The organism is Lachnoanaerobaculum sp. OBRC5-5 (assembly GCF_000296385.1).
Taxonomy (GTDB): Bacteria; Bacillota; Clostridia; order Lachnospirales; family Lachnospiraceae; genus Lachnoanaerobaculum.
The window spans coordinates 2,059,953-2,080,922 of sequence record NZ_JH815185.1 but is presented as its reverse complement, the minus strand read 5'-3'; the positions used below and the strand labels follow the sequence as shown (position 1 = coordinate 2,080,922).

At 36.4% G+C, this 20,970-nt stretch carries 21 protein-coding genes, 5 tRNA genes and 1 pseudogene; 26 read left to right on the top strand and 1 reads right to left on the bottom strand.

Going from position 1 to position 20,970, the window contains the following annotated elements; all coding sequences use genetic code 11:
* Positions 1-7 precede the first annotated feature (7 nt).
* From HMPREF1135_RS09760 to HMPREF1135_RS14255, 19 genes are all read left to right on the top strand, one after another.
* Entirely contained in the window at positions 8-877 is an 870-nt protein-coding gene (locus tag HMPREF1135_RS09760) for a hypothetical protein (RefSeq protein WP_007594730.1), read from the top strand.
* On the top strand, positions 874-1,323 hold the full coding sequence (locus HMPREF1135_RS09755) for a prepilin peptidase (RefSeq protein ID WP_007594729.1): 450 nt from the start codon (positions 874-876) through the stop codon (positions 1,321-1,323). The genes HMPREF1135_RS09760 and HMPREF1135_RS09755 overlap by 4 nt, the downstream gene beginning before the upstream one ends.
* Positions 1,320-1,709 (top strand): hypothetical protein, encoded by a 390-nt coding sequence (locus HMPREF1135_RS09750; RefSeq protein WP_007594727.1) that lies wholly within the window; start codon positions 1,320-1,322, stop codon positions 1,707-1,709. The genes HMPREF1135_RS09755 and HMPREF1135_RS09750 overlap by 4 nt, the downstream gene beginning before the upstream one ends.
* On the top strand, positions 1,666-2,799 hold the full coding sequence (locus tag HMPREF1135_RS09745; protein WP_007594725.1) for a DUF6382 domain-containing protein: 1,134 nt from the start codon (positions 1,666-1,668) through the stop codon (positions 2,797-2,799). The genes HMPREF1135_RS09750 and HMPREF1135_RS09745 overlap by 44 nt, the downstream gene beginning before the upstream one ends.
* Positions 2,800-2,924: 125 nt before the next feature.
* Positions 2,925-3,695, top strand: coding sequence for a class B sortase (gene srtB / locus HMPREF1135_RS09740; RefSeq protein ID WP_007594723.1), 771 nt, complete (start codon positions 2,925-2,927; stop codon positions 3,693-3,695).
* Positions 3,696-3,821: 126 nt separating this feature from the next.
* Entirely contained in the window at positions 3,822-5,072 is a 1,251-nt protein-coding gene (locus tag HMPREF1135_RS09735; protein ID WP_007594721.1) for a M20 metallopeptidase family protein, read from the top strand.
* Between the two features lie 170 nt (positions 5,073-5,242).
* Complete coding sequence (locus HMPREF1135_RS09730; RefSeq protein ID WP_007594718.1) at positions 5,243-5,998, top strand: cell wall hydrolase; 756 nt, start codon at positions 5,243-5,245, stop codon at positions 5,996-5,998.
* A gap of 219 nt (positions 5,999-6,217) precedes the next feature.
* Positions 6,218-6,292 (top strand) — tRNA-Pro (locus tag HMPREF1135_RS09725).
* 25 nt (positions 6,293-6,317) lie between these two features.
* Positions 6,318-6,391, top strand: a tRNA-Arg gene (locus HMPREF1135_RS09720).
* A gap of 7 nt (positions 6,392-6,398) precedes the next feature.
* Positions 6,399-6,469 (top strand) — tRNA-Gly (locus HMPREF1135_RS09715).
* Positions 6,470-6,496: 27 nt separating this feature from the next.
* A tRNA-His gene (locus HMPREF1135_RS09710) sits at positions 6,497-6,570 on the top strand.
* A 6-nt stretch (positions 6,571-6,576) separates the two neighbouring features.
* Positions 6,577-6,648: transfer RNA gene (locus HMPREF1135_RS09705), tRNA-Gln, on the top strand.
* Between the two features lie 73 nt (positions 6,649-6,721).
* A complete protein-coding gene (locus HMPREF1135_RS14260; protein ID WP_007594717.1) occupies positions 6,722-6,850 on the top strand; it encodes a hypothetical protein in 129 nt (42 codons plus the stop codon).
* 175 nt (positions 6,851-7,025) lie between these two features.
* Positions 7,026-8,111, top strand: coding sequence for a 3-isopropylmalate dehydrogenase (gene leuB, locus HMPREF1135_RS09700; RefSeq protein ID WP_007594715.1), 1,086 nt, complete (start codon positions 7,026-7,028; stop codon positions 8,109-8,111).
* Between the two features lie 35 nt (positions 8,112-8,146).
* Positions 8,147-9,823 carry a dihydroxy-acid dehydratase gene (gene ilvD, locus HMPREF1135_RS09695; RefSeq protein WP_034243489.1) on the top strand — a complete coding sequence of 559 codons (1,677 nt, stop codon included), beginning with the start codon at positions 8,147-8,149 and terminating at the stop codon, positions 9,821-9,823.
* A gap of 8 nt (positions 9,824-9,831) precedes the next feature.
* Entirely contained in the window at positions 9,832-11,520 is a 1,689-nt protein-coding gene (gene ilvB / locus HMPREF1135_RS09690) for a biosynthetic-type acetolactate synthase large subunit (protein ID WP_007594710.1), read from the top strand.
* A gap of 57 nt (positions 11,521-11,577) precedes the next feature.
* Complete coding sequence (gene serC / locus HMPREF1135_RS09685) at positions 11,578-12,660, top strand: 3-phosphoserine/phosphohydroxythreonine transaminase (RefSeq protein ID WP_007594708.1); 1,083 nt, start codon at positions 11,578-11,580, stop codon at positions 12,658-12,660.
* 9 nt (positions 12,661-12,669) lie between these two features.
* A complete protein-coding gene (locus HMPREF1135_RS09680; protein ID WP_007594707.1) occupies positions 12,670-13,833 on the top strand; it encodes a phosphoglycerate dehydrogenase in 1,164 nt (387 codons plus the stop codon).
* A gap of 26 nt (positions 13,834-13,859) precedes the next feature.
* Complete coding sequence (locus tag HMPREF1135_RS14255; protein WP_007594706.1) at positions 13,860-13,994, top strand: hypothetical protein; 135 nt, start codon at positions 13,860-13,862, stop codon at positions 13,992-13,994.
* A 308-nt stretch (positions 13,995-14,302) separates the two neighbouring features.
* Here HMPREF1135_RS14255 and HMPREF1135_RS09670 read toward each other — a convergent pair whose 3' ends face one another.
* Positions 14,303-14,671, bottom strand: coding sequence for an EXLDI protein (locus HMPREF1135_RS09670; protein WP_007594701.1), 369 nt, complete (start codon positions 14,669-14,671; stop codon positions 14,303-14,305).
* Between the two features lie 419 nt (positions 14,672-15,090).
* On the opposite strand from HMPREF1135_RS09670, the gene HMPREF1135_RS13935 reads away from it, so the two are divergent.
* The 7 genes and pseudogenes from HMPREF1135_RS13935 to HMPREF1135_RS09630 all read left to right on the top strand — a co-directional run bounded on the left by HMPREF1135_RS13935 (position 15,091) and on the right by HMPREF1135_RS09630 (position 20,833).
* Positions 15,091-16,206, top strand: coding sequence for an MFS transporter (locus HMPREF1135_RS13935; RefSeq protein WP_007594700.1), 1,116 nt, complete (start codon positions 15,091-15,093; stop codon positions 16,204-16,206).
* A gap of 131 nt (positions 16,207-16,337) precedes the next feature.
* Positions 16,338-16,646: pseudogene (locus HMPREF1135_RS14550) on the top strand (3-hydroxyacyl-ACP dehydratase FabZ family protein); the annotation flags it as partial.
* Positions 16,647-16,648: 2 nt separating this feature from the next.
* On the top strand, positions 16,649-17,170 hold the full coding sequence (locus HMPREF1135_RS09650; protein WP_034211375.1) for a PadR family transcriptional regulator: 522 nt from the start codon (positions 16,649-16,651) through the stop codon (positions 17,168-17,170).
* 333 nt (positions 17,171-17,503) lie between these two features.
* Positions 17,504-18,739, top strand: coding sequence for a DUF1015 domain-containing protein (locus HMPREF1135_RS09645; protein WP_007594698.1), 1,236 nt, complete (start codon positions 17,504-17,506; stop codon positions 18,737-18,739).
* Complete coding sequence (locus tag HMPREF1135_RS09640) at positions 18,729-19,103, top strand: M48 metallopeptidase family protein (RefSeq protein WP_007594696.1); 375 nt, start codon at positions 18,729-18,731, stop codon at positions 19,101-19,103. The genes HMPREF1135_RS09645 and HMPREF1135_RS09640 overlap by 11 nt, the downstream gene beginning before the upstream one ends.
* 13 nt (positions 19,104-19,116) lie before the next feature.
* A complete protein-coding gene (locus HMPREF1135_RS09635) occupies positions 19,117-19,617 on the top strand; it encodes a DUF1700 domain-containing protein (RefSeq protein ID WP_007594694.1) in 501 nt (166 codons plus the stop codon).
* Positions 19,618-20,059: 442 nt separating this feature from the next.
* On the top strand, positions 20,060-20,833 hold the full coding sequence (locus HMPREF1135_RS09630) for a C40 family peptidase (protein WP_007594693.1): 774 nt from the start codon (positions 20,060-20,062) through the stop codon (positions 20,831-20,833).
* Positions 20,834-20,970: the final 137 nt, after the last annotated feature.

Below are 20,970 nucleotides of genomic sequence, written 5' to 3'. Positions count from 1 at the left end.
GTTTTGTATGTCCTCTTATAATGAAAATTTTAAAAATAAAAAAATGAAAGCTCTCCAAGCATGCAGGTATAAGAGGACGCACAAAGCCTCTCTCAGTGTAGAGGCGGCCATGTGCTTTAGCCTGTTTATTATAGCTATGGCGGTACTTATAATGCCTTTTGATATGATGAACACCAATAGAAAAATCAGAGGAATTGCAGAAGCCGTATGTAAGGATTCATGCCAGTATGCATATACATATTACCGATTTACAGGTAATACAAGAGAAGAAAATGAAAATTATGATCATGAAGCTATGGAAAATGTAAAGGGAGTATTTGCAGGTGGAGCAATAGGAAGCTTTGTCGTTGCAAAAATAAATTCCGAGGTGAAAGATAAGAATATAAGTAATATTCACGGACTTTTATCAACCTGTATGTCCGACGGTGAGACTATATGTATAAGAATAGATTATAAGTATTCACTGCCGATAGGGATATTTAAAAATACAATCAATCAGACTGTTGTAGCTTCCAGAAGAGCGTGGATAGGGGCAGATGGTGGGAAAGGCTCCGGAAGTTCGGATGATGAAGAATATGTTTATATAGGCAGGAACTCGACCAGGTATCATTTAGATCCAAGATGCCACTATCTTTATAATGATTTGCGCTGTGTATCTTTATCTGAAATAGCAGGCATAAGAAATGATAACGGAGCGAGGTATCAGCCATGTGAAAGATGTGGAAACAGAGCAGGAACAAGCGTTTATATAATGCCTTCAGGCACGAGATATCACAGTGATCCTGATTGCAGTGCAATCATAGCTTATGTACAAAGAGTAAAGCTCTCGGATGTGGAGCATTTGGGAGTATGTTCTTACTGTGGAGGTAGACATTGAGTATTGAACTTGTGGAAAAGATGATTTTAATAATATTTTTGCTGATTTTTACATTTCAGGATATCAGAAAAAAAGAGATATACACCTTCGGTGTGGTTTTATTTTATATAATGATTATAGATATTCAGATATATAAGTTTATTATCGGTAACAGCATAGATATTAAGAATACAGTACTTGGAATACTCAGCGGTTTTTTATTGTTGCCGCTTTCAAAGTTTAATATCTTGGGAGAGGGAGATGCACTTGTATTTATAGGTTGTGGAGCGATACTGGGGCTTAAGGGAAATATACTTTTATTTTTTGTATCGGTTTTTATAGTTTCAATATATGCTCTTTTTATGAGCCTATATTACATGATAAAAAAGCGTAGAATAAAAGGAGTCAGAGTGGCAATGCTTCCTTTTATAACTATGGCAAATTGCATTATATGGTTATGTGTATGAAGAAGAGTTTGAGAGCAAGTTTTACAGTGGAGATAACTTATATTATATTTTTTATATTTATGGGTATCGCTTTTATAATAGGATACAGCATAGATAAACATACTGAAACGGTTGACAGTGTCGAGATGCATTTACTGCTTGAGAGATTGGCACATGATGAGAAAAATATGGGATATGATACGGAAAGGTTAAAGTCTTTAGTTGAGTTAAAGGGCAATAAAGCTGTAAAAATAAAGGAACATAAATTTTCCATCGAAGGGGAGCAGGGAAATCAGAGTATCAGAGTGGCTGTCTATGATCCCGAGGGCTATATAAGAGCGACTACAGCATTGGAGGGGATATATGAAAGACTTAAAGGTCAGTTATCAGAGGAATCTGAAGAGTAACCAGCTTATATTTGAGCCGGAGGAAAAATATTTGCTTGAATTAAAAAGCAAATATGCCTTTGAACTGGGTATGATAGAGCATAACAATATCAAAAATTTCTTGAAGCCTTTTATAAAAAGGATGAACTCTAAAATGGAGATTTGTTATGATATAAGCTCACTACAGCCGGTATCAAGAATTTTTGAAGTAAAAACATTGAATGTGGAAGAAATAAAATCGTTTATTATCGAAATAATAGCTGCAACAAAATCATTGGAAGAATTTTTGCTTGAAGCATCATCAATAGTACTGGATCCCGAATATATTTTTTCCGATTTGGATCTTAAAAGATTCTCATTTTTATATATTCCAAGAAATGAAGACAATAAGGAAGAGATGAGATTATTATTGGAAAATATTTTAAATAATATCAACAAAGAAGATAAAGAATGTTTGATAACGGTATACGGGATACTGAAGGAATGCCAAAAAAGAGATTTCACTATAAATGATTTAGAAGGAATTTTGGACTGTAATTTAAAGAAGGCGGATAAGGAGCAGGTTGTTTGCGAAGAGATAATTACTGAGAATGTTGACGAAAAAGAGAGGAACAAAACTAAATTCAATATCTTCGGTGGTGTTTTTAAAAATAAAAAAGTGAAGGCTCAGGATGAGGAATCGGAGTTTCTTGAAAAGGTATTTGAAGGTTATGAGTCAAATGTGAATGCCGCATATATAAACGAGGATAAGACTTTATTTACAGTACCTGATGAAGAAATAGGAAGTACCGTACTGCTCACGGATATAAAGATAAAAAGTTCGGGAAGATTTTTAAGAACGGTAAACGGGAAGGAAGACATTGAACTCTCATACTTACCCTTTATTATAGGAAAACAGGAAAGAGTGTGTGATTATGTTCTTAATATTGACGGAGTCAGCAGAATGCATTTAAAATTCTTTGAGAAAGATAATGAAATTTATGCAAGAGATTTAAACTCAAGAAACGGAACTTATATAAACGGCAGAAAGCTTGAAAACGAGGAGAATATAAGGCTGTATAACGGTGATTCCGTCAATATCTGCGGTATAAGTTATATATTGGAGATATAATTATTATTGATAGTTTTCGTATCTATGTTATACTTTATAAAATCATTAAGAAAGTTTTTATGGCTTTTTATTTGTAAAGGGAATAATATTGTAAAAGGCCGTATAGTGATGATTAGGAGAAGAAAGTGAAGGACAAGATACGAATAGTGCTATGCTGTATATTTTTAACAATAGCGGTATATGCAGGATATAATATTATAAAGATACAAAGTGAATATAAAAAAGGTGTGGATACCTATAAGGAAATAGATAAGTATACCATAGAGCAAACGGTGGCACAGTCAAGTGATAATACGGAAGAGACTGTAGAGGAAACCGAAGAAGAAAAGCCATATCCGAAGGTTGATTTTGCAGGATTAAAGGCTGTAAACGGTGATGTTATAGGGTGGATTTATGTACCTGATACGGAAATAAATTATCCGATAGTACATACAACAGATAATGAATATTATCTGGATCATATGGTGGACAGAACCGAGAATCCGGCAGGTGCTATATTTTTAGATACAAGAAACCCAAGTGATTTGAGTGATCTGCACAGCATAATATACGGACATCATATGAAAAACGGAAGTATGTTTGCGGCACTCAAAGGTTATAAAAAGCAGGATTTCTTTGATGAACATAAGAACGGATATTTGATAACCGAAGATGCGGTATATAGAATCGATTTCTTTGCCGGACATGTGGCAAATGTGGAAGAGAACGCATGGCAGCTTGATTTTAGTGACGGTACGGAATTTGATAACTGGATAAAGTCATTAAAAGAAGTATCTGCATTTAAATCAGATGTGAATCCGGAATATGGTGATAAGGTCTTTACTCTGTCAACCTGTAGTTATGAGTTTGATGATGCAAGATTTGTGCTTAGCGGTAAGCTTACAAAAATTGAATAGCTTAAAAATCAATATAAAGGGTTAAGAGCATAAACTGTTCTTGACCCTTTTTTTAAAAGGTGGTAGTATAAATTAAATTCCTACTAATAAAGTAGGGATAAAGGGATAGAATGAAAAGAGGACTTTATGGATATATTAAATGAAGTAAAAAAGATACATGAAACTTTGGTGGAGCTTAGAAGAGATTTCCATCTGCATCCGGAACTCAGTATGAAGGAGTATCGTACAGCTACGAGAATAGAAGAAGAGCTTGATAAGCTGGGTATAGAGCATTACAGAAGTGCCGAAACAGGGGTAATAGGACTTATTAAAGGAACAGGAAAGTCGGAGCCTGCAAAGAATACGGGAGCAGATGAGTCTGAGAGCAATATAGGACATCAGGGAAGTACCAGAGAAGGCAAGGACAGAGTTGTGGCACTCAGAGCCGATATAGATGCACTTCCTATACTTGAAAGAGATGACAGAGCTTATTGCTCAAAAACAGAAGGTGTTATGCATGCCTGCGGTCATGACGTTCACAATGCATCTTTACTGGGTGCGGCTATAATACTTGCAAATAACAGAGAAAAGTTTGCAGGAACGGTAAAACTTATCTTCCAGCCGGGTGAAGAAATAGGTGCAGGTGCACAGGCTATTATTGCAAACGGTGAAGTAAAGGGAGTGGAAAGAATTTTCGGACTACATGTGGCACCTGATTTAAGATGTGGAGAGGTCGGAGTGACTACAGGTATAAACAATGCATCTGTGGACCATTTCAGAATAGAAATAGAGGGAAAGGCTACTCATGTATCAACTCCTCAGATGGGTATAGATGCACTTTACATAGCCGCACAGACTGTTGTGGCATTACAGGCTTTGGTTACAAGGACTACATCACCGATAGATCCTGTGGTTATAGGTGTGGGAATATTAAACTCCGGAACATCTTACAATATAGTGTCCGGCAGCGGAGTTATAGAAGGTACAACAAGAACCACCTCTGCAAAGACCAGGCAGGAAGTGAGAGATAAGGTGCAGGAGACTGCTGAAAATATTGCAAAGATTTACGGTGGAAGCGCAAAGGTTATCTGGACAGATTATACGTCGGCACTTATAAATGATGAGAGGGTTTCAGAAGAGGTCAGAGGCATTGTAAAGAATATTTTCGGAGAAAAGGCGGCAAAGGTAAGACCTATATCTTTAGGCGGTGATAATTTTGCGGAATTTATTATGGAAATTCCGGGGGCATATGCTTATCTTGGAACTTCAAATGAGAGCATTCCAAACAGTTTGATTCAGATTCATAATGAAGGTTTTGATGTAGATGAGAACGCTTTGGACATAGGAGCAACACTTTATGCGGAGTATGCACTAAGGTGGTTAAATGATAAATTTTAAACGAAGATGTGCTTATTTAGGGCATTTTTAAACTTTTTTTAACAGCGATATTATATTATTATTAAAGATTACTTACAAATAGATAACTTCTGTAATAAATCGTTGACATTTAGTTACTCACTTACTATAATTCAAAAAATTAACTTTTGTATTAAAAAAGGAGAGACTTTATGCCAAGAATAACATCGCTTTTAAAGTCCATTTGTGGGAAGATTATGGCAATACCTATGAGACTCACAAAGAAGATGTACAGACAGATGGCTTTGCTCACAATAGGTGGTGCGGTGATCAGTGTCGTTGCATTTTCAAGCAATGGATTTGCGGGAAGCGGAAAAAATGCTGTCAGTGCTAATGTCATAAATTCCGGAGAAGGTGAAACCTTTGAGGATGATATGGAAGACGAGGCAGACGATATTTTGGATAACGCCGGATTAGATAATACAACTGTTGATGAGGATATTGCAAATTTGCCCCGAATAGAGCAAAAGGAGACCGGAAATGAAAAAATGGAGAGACTTCTTGAGGAACGTAGGGTAGCACTTGGATTATCTTCACTTACAGTAGAGGATTATAATAATCTGCTAAGGATTGTTGAAGCTGAGGTAGGTGACAATGATGTCTATGGTAGAACGATAGTAGCCAATGTGGTTTTAAACAGGGTTCGTTCAAGCCATTTTGAAAACACTATAACAGAAGTTATATTCAGTAAAGGACAGTTTTCACCTATAAGGGATAAGAGATTTTTTAAAGTTAAGGTGAGCGAAGCCACTATCAAAGGTGTAAATAATGCACTGATGGGAGAGGACTATTCAAGAGGCGCACTTTACTTTATGGACAGAGCTTATTCTTCAAGCCATGCGGTAGGATGGTTTGATTCATCTTTAACTTATTTGTTTTCTTATGGAGGTCACGAATATTTTAAATAAATTATAGTTGAGTAGGTATGTTTATGGGATTTGAGTTTTACAGTCCCCGGTGGCAATAAAAGAGTTGTACGGGGATTGTAAAATTAAGCCTATATGCTGCTGTTTGAGCTTTAGATGTTAAACAATTTTTTCTTCTAAAAAATCAAAAAAATGCTTGACATTGCAATGCCGCTCATATATAATGCTGTATGTGTCTGAGAGAGACATGTAAATAATCATCGGGGTGTGGCTCAGTTTGGCTAGAGTACCTGGTTTGGGACCAGGGGGTCGCAGGTTCGAATCCTGTCACCCCGATTTGTTTTCTAAAAACATAATATATGAGTCTGTAGCTCAGCTGGATAGAGCATCGGCCTTCTAAGCCGAGGGTCAGGGGTTCGAATCCCTTCAGGCTCACTGATATGCAGGTGTGGTTCAATGGTAGAACATCAGCCTTCCAAGCTGAATACGTGGGTTCGATTCCCATCACCTGCTTTTTATCATAATATATGATATATTATGGTGGGTATAGCGCAGTTGGTTAGCGCGCCAGATTGTGGCTCTGGAGGCCGTGGGTTCGAATCCCATTACCCACCCTTTAATGGGTCATCGCCAAGCGGTAAGGCACAGGACTTTGACTCCTGCATTCGCTGGTTCAAATCCAGCTGGCCCAGTTATATGGAATTGTTACGTAACACCTGAGGGGTGTTATTTTTAGAATAAGCGGTTATGCTTTGGGAGGTGCTTATGGACATTATGCCGATTTTTGCAGGTATTGTAGGACTTGTTATAGTAGTGGCGGTTGCGGTATCGGCCGGTACGATGGGGGCTGTATTCGGTGCTATAGCGGATGACGATGATGATGAAGAGTTTTAAAAAGTGGGGCAGAGATAAAAATCTCTGCTCTTTTTGATTTCCCTTAACTAAATGTTATGGCAAGTATAGAAAATATATATGCATAAAATAAAGAATAGTTGACAGTAAAGTTGAAAAAAGTTTTATTTTAAAGTATTATGATAAGAAAATCTTTTAAAATAAGGAAAGATGGAATATGAAAGCAAATATAACATTGATAAACGGTGACGGTATCGGACCTGAGATAGTAAGAGAAGCAAAAAAGGTTTTGGAGGCTGTCTCACAAAAATATAATCATGAATTTATATATACAGATATAGATATGGGAGGATGTTCCATAGATAAATACGGAGTGCCTTTGACAGACGAAGCAATAGAGATTGCAAAGAGCGGTGATGCGGTACTTTTGGGAGCAGTCGGCGGCAATGTGGGAAATTCAAAATGGTATGATGTTGAACCTAATCTAAGACCTGAGGCCGGACTTTTAAAAATAAGAAAAGAGCTTGGACTTTTTGCAAACTTAAGACCTGCACTTTTATATAAGGAACTTGCAGATGCCTGTCCTTTAAAGACAGAGATAAGCAAAGCAGGTTTTGATATGGTAATAGTCAGAGAGCTTACAGGAGGACTTTATTTCGGAGAGAGATATACCAAAGAGACAGACGGTGTAAGAACTGCGGTGGATACTCTTGTTTACAATGAAAATGAAATCAGAAGAGTGGCTAAGGTTGCCTTTGATATCGCTTCAAAAAGAAGAAAGAAAGTAATCAGTGTAGACAAGGCAAATGTACTTGACAGCTCAAGGCTTTGGAGAAATGTGGTCGAAGAGGTGGCTAAGGACTATCCTGATATTACCTTGGAGCATATGCTTGTAGATAATGCGGCTATGCAGCTTGTAATGAATCCGGGGCAGTTTGATGTAGTGCTTACAGAAAATATGTTTGGTGATATTTTATCGGATGAAGCAAGTATGATCACAGGCTCTATAGGAATGCTTCCAAGTGCAAGCTTAAATGAGAGTAAGCTTGGACTTTATGAGCCGAGTCACGGTTCGGCACCTGATATTGCCGGAAAGAATATTGCAAATCCTATAGCTACAATACTTTCGGCAGCAATGCTTTTAAGTTATTCACTTGGTCTTGATAAAGAAGCGGGTGATATCGAAAATGCAGTGGAGAAAGTTTTAAAGGATGGATTCAGAACCGTAGATATTTATACTGAAGGAATGAATAAGCTTAGCACCTCTCAGATGGGTGACAAGATAGTTGAATATATAAAATGATTTCACAAAAGCAGATTGTGATAGAAAGAGGAAATATGGAAAATTTACGCTCAAATAATATGAAGTCGGGTATGCAGCAGGCACCGAGCAGATCGCTTTTAAATGCTGTAGGTATGACTCCTGAGGAAATGAGAAAACCTATAATAGGTATTGTAAGTTCATTTAATGAGATAGTACCGGGACATATAAACTTAGATAAAATATCGGATGCCGTAAAGCTCGGTGTAGCGGAAGCGGGAGGTACACCTGTTGTATTCCCTGCTATTGCGGTATGTGACGGTATAGCAATGGGACATATAGGAATGAAGTACTCACTTTGTTCAAGAGATTTGATAGCCGACTCTACAGAGACTGTAGCTATGGCACATCAGTTTGATGCACTTGTAATGATTCCGAACTGTGACAAGACAGTACCGGGAATGCTGATGGCGGCGGCCAGACTCAATATACCGACAGTATTTGTATCGGGCGGTCCTATGCTTTCAGGAAGAGTTAAGGGAAAGAACACATCACTTTCAAGTATGTTTGAAGCGGTTGGAGCATATGTGGCAGGTAAAATAAGTGAAGACGATGTAATGGAATTTGAGAATAAGACCTGTCCTACATGCGGTTCATGTTCAGGTATGTACACGGCAAATTCAATGAACTGCCTTACAGAGGTCCTGGGAATGGGACTTAGAGGAAACGGTACAATACCTGCGGTATATTCGGAGAGAATCCGTCTTGCAAAAAGAGCGGGATATGCCGTAATGGAAATGTTAAAGAGAGATATCCGCCCAAGAGATATTATGACAAAAGAAGCATTTATAAATGCGCTTACAATGGATATGGCACTTGGATGTTCCACAAACTCCATGCTTCACCTTCCTGCAATTGCTTATGAGGCGGGAGTTGAGCTGAATGTGGATATTGCAAATGAGATAAGTGCAAAGACACCGAACCTTTGTCATCTTGCACCTGCAGGACACACTTATATAGAAGAGTTAAATGAGGCCGGCGGTATCTATGCGGTTATGAAGGAGATATCAAAGCTTGGACTTTTAAACCTTGACTGTATGACGGTCACAGGTAAGACAGTCGGTGAGAATATAAAGAATGCAATAAATCTGGATACGGATGTTATAAGACCTGCCGAGAATCCATATTCAAAGGTTGGAGGAATTGCAGTACTTAAAGGTAATATAGCACCTGATTCATGTGTGGTAAAAAGAAGTGCGGTACTTCCTGAAATGCTTAAGCACTCAGGACCTGCAAGAGTATTTGACTGTGAGGAAGATGCAATTACAGCAATAAAGGGTGGAAAGATAGTACCGGGAGATGTTGTAGTTATCAGATACGAGGGACCTAAGGGAGGTCCGGGTATGAGAGAGATGTTAAATCCTACATCGGCAATTGCAGGAATGGGACTTGATACTACGGTAGCGCTTATCACTGACGGCAGATTCTCAGGTGCATCCAGAGGTGCATCAATCGGACATGCTTCACCGGAGGCGGCTGTTGGCGGACCGATAGGACTTTTACAAGACGGTGATATTATTGATATTGATATCAATGCAAATACAATAAATGCCAGAGTAAGTGAAGAAGAGTTTGCAAAGAGAAGAGAAAACTGGAAGCCAAGAATTAATGAGGTAACAGGTTACCTTGCAAGATACAGAAAGCTTGTTTCAGGTGCTCCAAGGGGTGCGGTTTTAACAGTGGATGAGTTATAGGAGGATAGATGGCAAAATTAAGCGGATCACAAATAATAGTTGAATGTCTTTTAGAGCAGGGTGTTGATACCGTATTCGGATATCCGGGCGGCGCAATACTTAATCTATATGACGAATTATATAAAAATCAGGACAGAATAAGACATATACTTACCAGTCATGAGCAGGGAGCTTCACATGCCGCGGACGGATATGCAAGAGCAAGCGGTAAAGTAGGTGTTTGTCTGGCAACAAGCGGACCGGGAGCTACAAATCTGGTAACAGGTATTGCAAGTGCATATATGGATTCAATACCGGTAGTTGCCATTACCTGTAATGTAGGAAATAATCTTCTTGGAAAGGACTCTTTCCAGGAGGTGGATATATCAGGTATTGTAATGCCTGTAACCAAGTACAGCTTTATTGTAAGAGACGGAAACAAGCTTGCGGAGACTATAAGAAGAGCCTTTAAAATAGCTGTAAGCGGCAGACCCGGACCTGTACTTATAGATATTACAAAGGATGTTACCGGAGACAGCTTTGAATACGAGTATCAAAAGCCTGAAAAGGTAATGCCGACGACAAATGTAAGCGAAGAAGAAATATTAAATGCCGTTTCACTTATAAGAGCTGCAAAAAAGCCATATGTTTTGGTAGGCGGCGGAGCAATCCTTTCAGGAGCAAGCGAAGAACTTAGAACCTTCGTTTCAAAGATAGATGCACCTGTAGCCGATACACTTATGGGTAAGGGAGCATTTGACGGCTCAGACCCGAAATATACCGGAATGGTGGGAATGCACGGAACAAAAACAAGTAATCTCGGAATAACCGAGTGCGACCTGCTTATTGTAATCGGTGCGAGATTCTCAGACCGAGTAATAGGTAATGCCAAGAAATTTGCTAAAAATGCAAAGATTTTGCATATAGATGTGGATGCTGCCGAGATAAGCAAAAATATCAAGGCGCATTACAGTCTCATTGGTGATGCAAGATTGATTTTAAGAAAGCTTAATTCAAGACTTGATCCTATGCACCATGATGAATGGGTGGCACATATTGAAAGATTAAATGATATGTATCCTGTAAGGACTAACAAGACCGGGCTTACAGGTGAGTACATAATAGAGACCATAGATGCAAAGACTGCCGATGATACAATAATCAGTACTGAAGTAGGACAGCATCAGATGTGGGCGGCACAGTTTTATAAGTTTAAGAATCCGAGAACATTCCTTACATCAGGCGGACTTGGAACTATGGGATACGGACTTGGTGCGGCTATCGGTGCAAAGATGGCAGAGCCTGATAAGACTGTAATAAATATAGCCGGTGACGGATGTTTCAGAATGAATATGAATGAAATAGCTACAGCCACAAGATATGATATTCCGCTTATTCAGGTTATTATAAATAACCATGTACTTGGAATGGTTAGACAGTGGCAGAATCTGTTCTATGGAAAGAGATATTCACAGACTGTATTAAGAGACAAAGTGGACTTTGTAAAGCTTGCAGAGGCTATGGGTGCAAAGGCCAAAAGAGTTACTACAAAAGAAGAGTTTGATGCTGTTTTTGAAGAGGCATTAAAATCGAATACAACTTTTGTAATTGAGTGTGAAATTGATTCTGATGAGAAGGTATTTCCGATGGTATCGCCGGGAGCGGCTATATCGGATGCGTTTGATGAGAAGGATTTGAAATTAAATCCGATTAAGTAAACAAGACGGTATTTTGCGAAAAGCAGATTGAAAATATTGTATTATAAGGAGATTATCATGGGTAGAGTATATAATTTTAGTGCGGGTCCCGCAGTACTTCCTGAAGAGGTTTTAAGAGATGCAGCTGCAGAAATGCTTGATTACAACGGTAGCGGAATGTCCGTTATGGAAATGAGCCATCGTTCCAAGGTATATGAAGAGATAATAGAGGAAGCCGAGAAGGATATAAGAGACCTTTTAAATATCCCTGATAATTATAAAGTGCTTTTCTTACAGGGTGGCGGACATACACAGTTTGCAATGGTTCCTATGAACCTTATGAAGAATAAAAAAGCGGATTACATAATCACAGGACAGTGGGCTAAAAAAGCCTTCCAGGAAGCAAAGATGTACGGAGATGTTGTTGCTGTGGCATCAAGCGAGGATGAGACTTACTCATATATTCCGGATTGCTCGGATTTACCTATAAGAGAAGATGCGGATTATGTATATATCTGCGAGAACAATACAATCTACGGAACAAAGTTTAAAACATTGCCGAACACCAAAGGCAAGGATTTGGTTGCAGATGTATCATCATGCTTTTTATCAGAGCCTATGGATATCAGCAAATATGCTTTGGTTTGGGGAGGAGTACAAAAGAATATCGGACCTGCAGGAGTGGTTATTGCAATTATAAGAGATGACCTTGTAACGGATGATGTACTTGAAGGCACACCTTCAATGCTCAGATATAAGATTCATGCGGATAACAAGTCACTTTACAATACACCTCCGACATACAATATTTATATTTGCGGCAAGGTATTTAAATGGATTAAATCTCTTGGTGGACTTGCCGCAATGAAGGAAAGAAATGAAGAGAAAGCAAAGATATTATATGATTTCCTTGATTCATCAAAGCTCTTTAAAGGAACTGTAAGAAAAGAGGACCGTTCACTTATGAATGTACCTTTTATTACAGGAGACAAAGAACTTGATGTGAAGTTTATCAAAGAGGCCGAGGCAAACGGATTTGTAAACTTAAAAGGTCACAGAAGTGTGGGCGGAATGAGAGCCAGCATCTACAACGCCATGCCGAAGGAAGGCGTAGAAAAACTGGTTGAGTTTATGAGAAATTTTGAGAAAGAGAATGCATAAGGAGTTATCATGAGAAAAATACATTGCTTAAATGCTATCGCAAATGTCGGAACGGATATATTTGACAAAAATTATAAGCTTACAGACAATATTGAAGAAGCGGATGCTATTATGGTAAGATCTGCCGCAATGGGAGATATGGAGTTCTCTGAAAATCTCCTTGCTATAGCCAGAGCAGGTGCAGGTGTAAACAATATACCGCTTGAGCGATGTGCAGATGCCGGAATAGTGGTATTTAATACACCGGGAGCAAATGCAAACGGTGTAAAGGAACTTGTAATCTGCGGTATGCTTTTGGCTGCAAGAGATGTTGTCGGAGGTATCGAGTGGACAAGAAGCATCAAAGATTCTGATACTATTGCAAAGGATGTTGAAAAGGGAAAGAAAAACTTTGCAGGCGGTGAGATAAAAGGAAAGAAACTCGGAGTAATAGGACTTGGTGCTATAGGTGCCGAAGTTGCCAATGCCGCAGCTTCACTGGGGCTTGAAGTTTTGGGATACGACCCGTTTATTTCAGTAAATGCCGCATGGAGACTTTCAAGAAAGATAAAGCATATAACAGATATAAATGAAATATTCAGAGAATGTGATTATATTACATTACATGTTCCGCTCACAGATGATAACAAGGGCATGATCGGAAAAAATTCAATTCCTCAGATGAAGGACGGAGTTGTGATTTTAAACTTTGCAAGAGACCTGCTTGTAGATGATGATGAGATGGAAAAAGCGCTTGAGAGCGGTAAGGTTGCAAGATATGTTACAGACTTCCCGAACACAAAGTCTGCAAAGATGGAAAAGGCGATAGTTATACCTCATCTGGGTGCTTCAACACAGGAGAGCGAGGACAATTGTGCGGTTATGGCTGCAAATGAACTTGTAGACTACCTCGAGAACGGTAATATAAAGAATTCCGTTAACTTTCCAAGCTGTGATATGGGAGTATGTCAGGTAGAGGGAAGAGTCGCTCTCCTTCATAAAAATATCCCGAATATGATAGGTCAGATTACTTCAGCATTTGCAAAGAACGGATATAATATTTCTGATCTTACAAATAAATCAAAGGGATCAAAGGCATATACACTTATAGATGTAGAAAACAAGGCAAGCGAAAGCCTTATAAATGAGTTAAATGCTATTGAAGGTATTTTAAAGGTGAGGATTATAAAGTAGTATTTTACCCAAAAAGGGAGTTATATATGGAATTTAGAAAAAAGGAATATGCTCCTTTTGATATTTTTGATAGCGAATGGGCGGTAATAACAGTAGGCAACAAGGAAAAGTTTAATTCCTGCCCGGTTTCATGGGGAAGCCTTGGGAATATTTTACTGTAAGTTTTTTTGATTCTGAGTATAAAAAGGCAATTGCATACCTTGGAAGTCATTCAGGAAGAAATGAAAACAAAATAGAAAATGCCGGACTTACTGCTGTCGCTATAGGTAAGACTACTATGAACAGTATCCTGATGTCTATACTGACGGTCACGGCGGCTGAGAGTCTCATTTTATTCTGCCGGGCTAGATAGAAGAAATTATAGAGTAATATGTGCCTTTAGGCATCAAAGGGGATAAGCTCTTTATGTGAAGATCTTATCCCCTTTTTGTGTGCAATAAAATATTAAAATTTGAAGCTTAGAATCTATTTATATATCCAATTTTTCAATAATCTCTCCATTTTCCTCTTTTTTCATAATCTTTTTAATAATTTCTTCTCCAAGATACCGTGAAAATAAAGTCAAGTCTTTTGATACTTCAAATACAATATTATGTTTTATACTGTCTGTATCAAAACTTAAGTCATACTTATCTTTACTATTCCAATAATTCCAATTTACATCAGTTCTTTCATAGTAAACATAATTTTTATTTTTTGTAATATAAATTCTTTTATTGATGAGTGTTTTTTTATCATCAGATATAAATGTATCTGAATATATCTTTATTCCTTCAAAAAGCTTATATTCCCTAATCCTGTCATTTGAAATATTTAATTTAATCTCGCTATATTCCATATTACCACCTTTCTTTTATAACACTGTTTTGCAGATATTATACTATTTGCAATTTGCCTTTTCAATATAAATCCAATTGAGAATAAAAGAATATGGGGATAGAAGATATAGCTATTGTACACAGGCAAGTTTGACTTCGAGTGTATTGTTTGTGGTTGGCTTCGTCCATTTTTTCGTAATTGCATATGCACTTACTGTGCTTGCTCAATATGTTGAGTAATACAGAAGTATGACTTGAAGTAGATATATTAATGAAATGAATATTATTTTTAAATATATTATTTACAATAATATAAAATCGTGCTATAAATTGACTAAGGAGGTAGAGTTGTGTTAATAACAAGAAGAGTTATAAATAAGAAAGAATTGGAAGAAATAGATGTTTCTAATTTGTACAATCTTACATTAGGAGGAAACCTATGAATGAAAAAAAGTTGTTTAGTGTTTCTTTTTTCATGAATTTTGTGTTTTCTATGCTCACTACATTACTGCCATTGATTGTGTTTAATATTAATGAATCGACAAAAGACATCAATATTGTAATGATTACATTCATCAGCTCATTATTAGTCACACGATTGTTTTCGATTTGGAATTTATTGAAGGCAAAAACAGAAATTGTATTAGGATGTATACTTTTTACTGTTAGTTGCCTTATTTTAGTAATCGAAAGCAATAGTATGGAATGGATGTTTGTGGGATCGCTTTTATTTGGATTATCTATTGGTTTTGTTCCTCCTGCGATTTTGGTGTTACTTAGTGAAAATAAAGATAAGAGAACTTTTAATTTAGGTATATATAATTCTATAGTAGCTATAGCTTCGATATTTTCTCCCATCATTGGTGAAAATATATATTATAAGAATCCATATTTCCTTTTTTTTTGCTGGGTTATATTTGCAAGCATAATGACTATAGTGGCATTATCGTTAAAGAGGGAACAGAACAATGATGAGAGTGCAACAAATTATAAAGCAATTTACAATCTAAAAAAAGTCGTGTTAAATACAATGTTTCAAATTTCATTTGTTATCCTTTTATTTTCGTCGATATCATATGGATCAATAGTTGCTTATTTACCTGTGTATTTTGAGACGTTGAACCGGTCTATTGGAATATACTATTTGTTTTTTTGGGCAGGATATATTTTGATGCAGTTTGTTAGGGAAATTAGGTATAGTTTTTACACAGTGTTATTTACATTGCTTTTTATTTCATTGGGACAACTTTCACTTGTATTATTTGAGGAAGCTTTTATAGTATATTTTTTTGCATGGATATATGGGATAGGCTATGGTAGCTTATTTAAAATATTTTATGTAGAGGTTGGGAACTTTAATACCGAGGAAGAACGAAGCATAGGTTTTTCTGTTTTAAGTTTAATTTCGTATATTGGGGTCGGAATAGCTCCGGTTTTCTTGATACCTTTTAATATTGACTGGAAAATGCTTTTTACCGGGAATCTTTTTTATAGTATAATAGCAATAATTATATTTTTGTTTTTGAGGAAAATATCTATGAAAGATAATGGATAAAATGAGAGCTGTTTCTCAACATTAGGATATGTAAGAAACGAATTTAAATAAAAGTAATGGGATTATAGGAAACCCTTAAATAACATAAAAAAATTATAAGGAGATAATATAACACTTTTAAGAGTGATAACCCTATTTTTTTAGGGCATTTTCCCCAAGAGTCTATTGTTCCTGGCGTTTTACTCATAGAAGCGATGGCTCAGTCAGCAATCCTATTAATGTTATGCATAGGAAATGAGATTAGATTGGATGGGGATAAGTATTTACTAAGTAAAGTTGAAGAAGTAAGATTTAATAAACCTTTATTTCCGGATCAAGAAGCAATTATTGTTTCCAAAATAGAGAGAAGCATACCACCTTTTTACTTTTTCTCATCGAAAGTATATAATGGTTTCGACGATAAAATTTTAGAAGGGAAGTTTATAGTTTTTAAAAAATGAATATGACAGGTAAAGATATTATACTAGGTTTGCTCATTGAGAAGAGTCGAAGTGGATATGAGATAAATGAAGTATTTGAAACAGTATTTAGGTATTTTTATAAAACCAGTTATGGAATGATTTATCCAACTTTGAGGAGGTTGGAGAAAGAACTGTTAGTGGAGAAAAATGTAGTGATTCAAGAAGGAAAACCCAATAAAAATATTTACAACATTACAAAAAAAGGTATTGAAGAATTTCACTGTTATTTGAAATCTCCTATTGATCCAGAAAAAAGAGAATCGGAGTTTCTTGTTAGAATGTATTTCGGTGGAGAGGAGGAAAAAACTATAATAGCCAATTGGCTTAGAAGCCGATTATCTTTATTAGAAAATGATATTAATCAGTTAATGTCAAACCATAAAGAATGGAGGGATAAAATGTCATATACACAAATTATTGCATATGAAATAGGTCTGGCGCAATTTTTGGCGGAAAAACAAGTAATAGAAAATAAGTTGAAAGAATTAACCGAAAAGGTCTAATAGATATTAATTTTATTGAAGACATAAGGTTGTCAAAAAATAAGGATAGCATCCAATTTTATATGTGAATAAAAAAACTAATAAAAATCACTTGAATATTTATATCAGAGAGAATTGGTTTTGGTGGTTCTTATGCTCATACATGCTATGAGAAACCCGATAATAAAATCCAAGGTGAGGATTATAAAGTAAATACATCGGCTCTTCTTATAGAAGAAAACAGGCGAGGTCTTATGGCTTTGCCTGTTTTTATATCCTTAAGTATTTAATAAAAGCTATATGAAATATGGTATTTATGATAGAATTATAGAATCAAATAAAATGGAGGGTAAGATGGCGATAGTAAAATCTTTCAAATGTGTAAGACCGGACAGGGAATTGGTAGAGCAGGTGGCATCCCTGCCATATGATGTATATGACAGAAAAGAGGCAAAAGAAGCGGTGGAAGGTAAGCCCTATGCCTTTTTAAATATCGACAGACCTGAGACTGCGTTTGATGAAAACTTTGATATGTATTCAAGAGAAGCTTATATAAAGGCAAGGGATTTATATGCCGAATTTAAAGATAAGGGTATATATAAAAAAGATGATGTAGAAAGCTATTATCTGTATGAGCTTACTATGAATGGAAGAAGCCAAATAGGCATAGTGGGGCTTGCAAGTGTGGATGATTATCTGAATGATATTATAAAAAAACACGAAAATACCAGAGAAGAAAAAGAAATTGACAGGATAAAACATGTGGACACTGTAAATGCGCAGACAGGACCGATATTTTTGGCATATAAGAAAAATGACGATTTAAAAAAGATAATCTCGGAGAATATATCGGATGCCCCTTTATATGATTTTGTATCGGATGACGGAATAGGCCATAGAGTATGGAAGGTGGATAAAGCTTATAATGAGCAGATAAGAGAATGCTTTGAAAATATAGAGTCTCTGTATATAGCTGACGGACATCACAGAGCCGCTTCCGCAGTAAAGGTTGCTTTAAAGAGAAGGCAAAATGAAAACAATCCGAATGCGGAGTACAATTATTTCCTGTCTGTAATATTTGATGAAAGGCAGCTGCATATTTTGCCTTATAACAGAATAGTGCTTGATCTTAACAAAAAAAGCGTGAAAGAAGTTATGAGCCTTATAACTGAAAATTTTGATGTAACAGAGAGTCCTGTACTTGAAGAGATAGGTGACAGAGGCGAGTTCGGAATGCTTGTTAAGGATAAATTCTATATTTTAAGTGCAAAGAAAAAAGTACTTGATTCGGTATCGGGTGACGTTATAAAGAGTCTTGACGTGTCAATATTGCAGGATTTGGTACTTGAACCCATATTCGGAATAAAAGACCCGAGAACGGACGAAAGAATAAAATTTGCAGGTGGAATAAGAGGGGTAGGATATTTAAAGTCAGAGATAGACAATGACAGAGGCAAGGTTGCATTTTTGATGTATCCTACATCAATGGAGGAGTTATTTGCTGTAGCTGATGAAAATAAGCTTATGCCTCCGAAATCCACATGGTTTGAGCCTAAGCTCAGAAGCGGAATTTTTATACATGAAATTTGATGAAAATTATCATATCATTTTGCCGACAGATAAATATGAGGATATGGTAAGGCTTTGGATGCATTCTGACGGCGGTAGGATATTTAGACAGAAGCTTAATGATTTTGCGGGGCAGATGAATGTTCACTTTAATATGGTCAGGATAAAAAATGTAAAGACTATATGGGGGAGTTGTTCTTCAAAGAAGAATTTGAACTTTAACTTTAAGCTGTTCTTCTTACCTGAGGCATTAATTGACTATGTATTCGTACATGAACTTGCACATCTAAAACATATGAATCATTCCAAAGCTTTTTGGAGTGAGGTGGAAAAGCAGATACCTGATTACAAGAAAAGAAGAGAAGAACTGAAAAGATATATTTGATATGGAGTAAGATATGACAAAAGAGGAATTTTTGGACGGACTGATGAAAGCTCTGGCTTCCACAGGTTCACAATCTCTTATAGCGGAAAATATAAGATTTTATTCGTCATATATTGATGATGAGCTGTCAAAGGGAAGAAGTATAGATGAAATCATGGAAGAACTGGGTGAACCGAGGCTTATTGCCAATTCTATAAAGGTTGCCGCAGGATATGACGATGTATTTGTAGGCATTGACAATGAGACATATGAAAATACAGCCTCAAAAACCGGAAATTATGAAGAGAATGAAAACTATAGTGACAGAAAAGATAACAGTTTTAAAACGTATAATTTTTCAGGCAACAGCCTGATAATACCTATAATTATTGCGATAGCGGTTTTAGTAGTGATTGTGGCTGTGGTTGCTGCGGTATTTTCATTTTTGGCACCTGTATTACTTCCTGTGATAGGAGTGCTGCTTTTGGTGGCTTTAATAAAGGGGATTTTAGGAAAAGGAAATTATAAATTCTGAGTTGTTACAAAAGTGTTACAAAAATTAACTTTTGAAATAAAATCGAAATATAAAATTCGGTTGCCAAAATCTGAAATATCTTTGTTATAGTTGATAAAAACAAAAAATATAAATATTTATTTCAAACGAATAATGACTTCTTAACAACTTTGATAGATTTTAAAAACTTCAAAATGGACTTTTATAGGATAAAACTTGTAAGAGATTAACAAATAAAGGTTATAAATACGATGTTTACATGGTATTTATAACCTTTTTGCCATTATAAAAAGGTATAGGAAAAAGATATTAAAGCTTGAATAAAAAGCTTGACATATTCTCTTAGTGAGTTTATACTAAGTTTCGTAACATTTACTTAACAAACATAAATCGTTTGTAATTATTAAAGATTTAAATTCCGGACGGACCGGGTTTAGCATAGAATAGATTTAAGGAGCCGAAAATGAAGAACACAAAGAGAATTATAATTGGAATATTATCAGCATTGACTATCAGCACAATTTCACCTGTTACATCCTTTGCAACAACATCAATTAGAAAAGTTGCAAACTTTCATGAGGAAGTGTTGAGGGGACCGGCTCTTAAAAGCGGTACATATATAGTTACAGTACAGGCAAATACACTTGATATATATAAGAGCATGACATCAAACGATACAATCGGTAAGGCAAACAAGGGTGACGTATTCCAGATACTTGAAGATATGGGTGGCGGATACGCAAAAGTTTCATATAATGATGTAGAAGGATATATTTCTATAAAGGATGGAGACACTTCTATAGATGAGATGGATTCAGCGGAAGAGGCTGCCGCTTCAGCAACAAAGAGCATAGTTCAGGCTATAGCTTCAAATAAGAGAGAAGAGATTGCAAACTTTGCAAAGACTTTTGTAGGCGGCAGATATATCTACGGAGGAACAAATCCTTATATAGGCGCAGATTGCTCAGGATTTGTAAAATATATTCTTGCAAATGCTGCAGGTGTTTCACTTCCAAGAACATCTTCAGAGCAGTCAACCAGAGGTACTACAGTTGCAAGTGCAGACCAGCTTCAGCCGGGCGACCTTCTTTTCTACGGTTCAGGCAGATCTGTAAGCCATGTTGCTATGTATATCGGAGACGGTAAGGTGGTACATGCTTCATCTTCAAGAACAGGAATAATTATTTCAAACTATAACTATAGACCTGTAATTCGTATGGCTAATGTTATAGGATAATGTTTGTATAATAAGAACCGGCTACCCATTGTAAAAGGCTTTGGGTAGCTTTTTTCGTCTAAATTTAAGAAAGAGATTCATATTTTTACTAATGTTATTGTAGTATTAACCAATTCTTTGTGTTAAACTATGCTTAT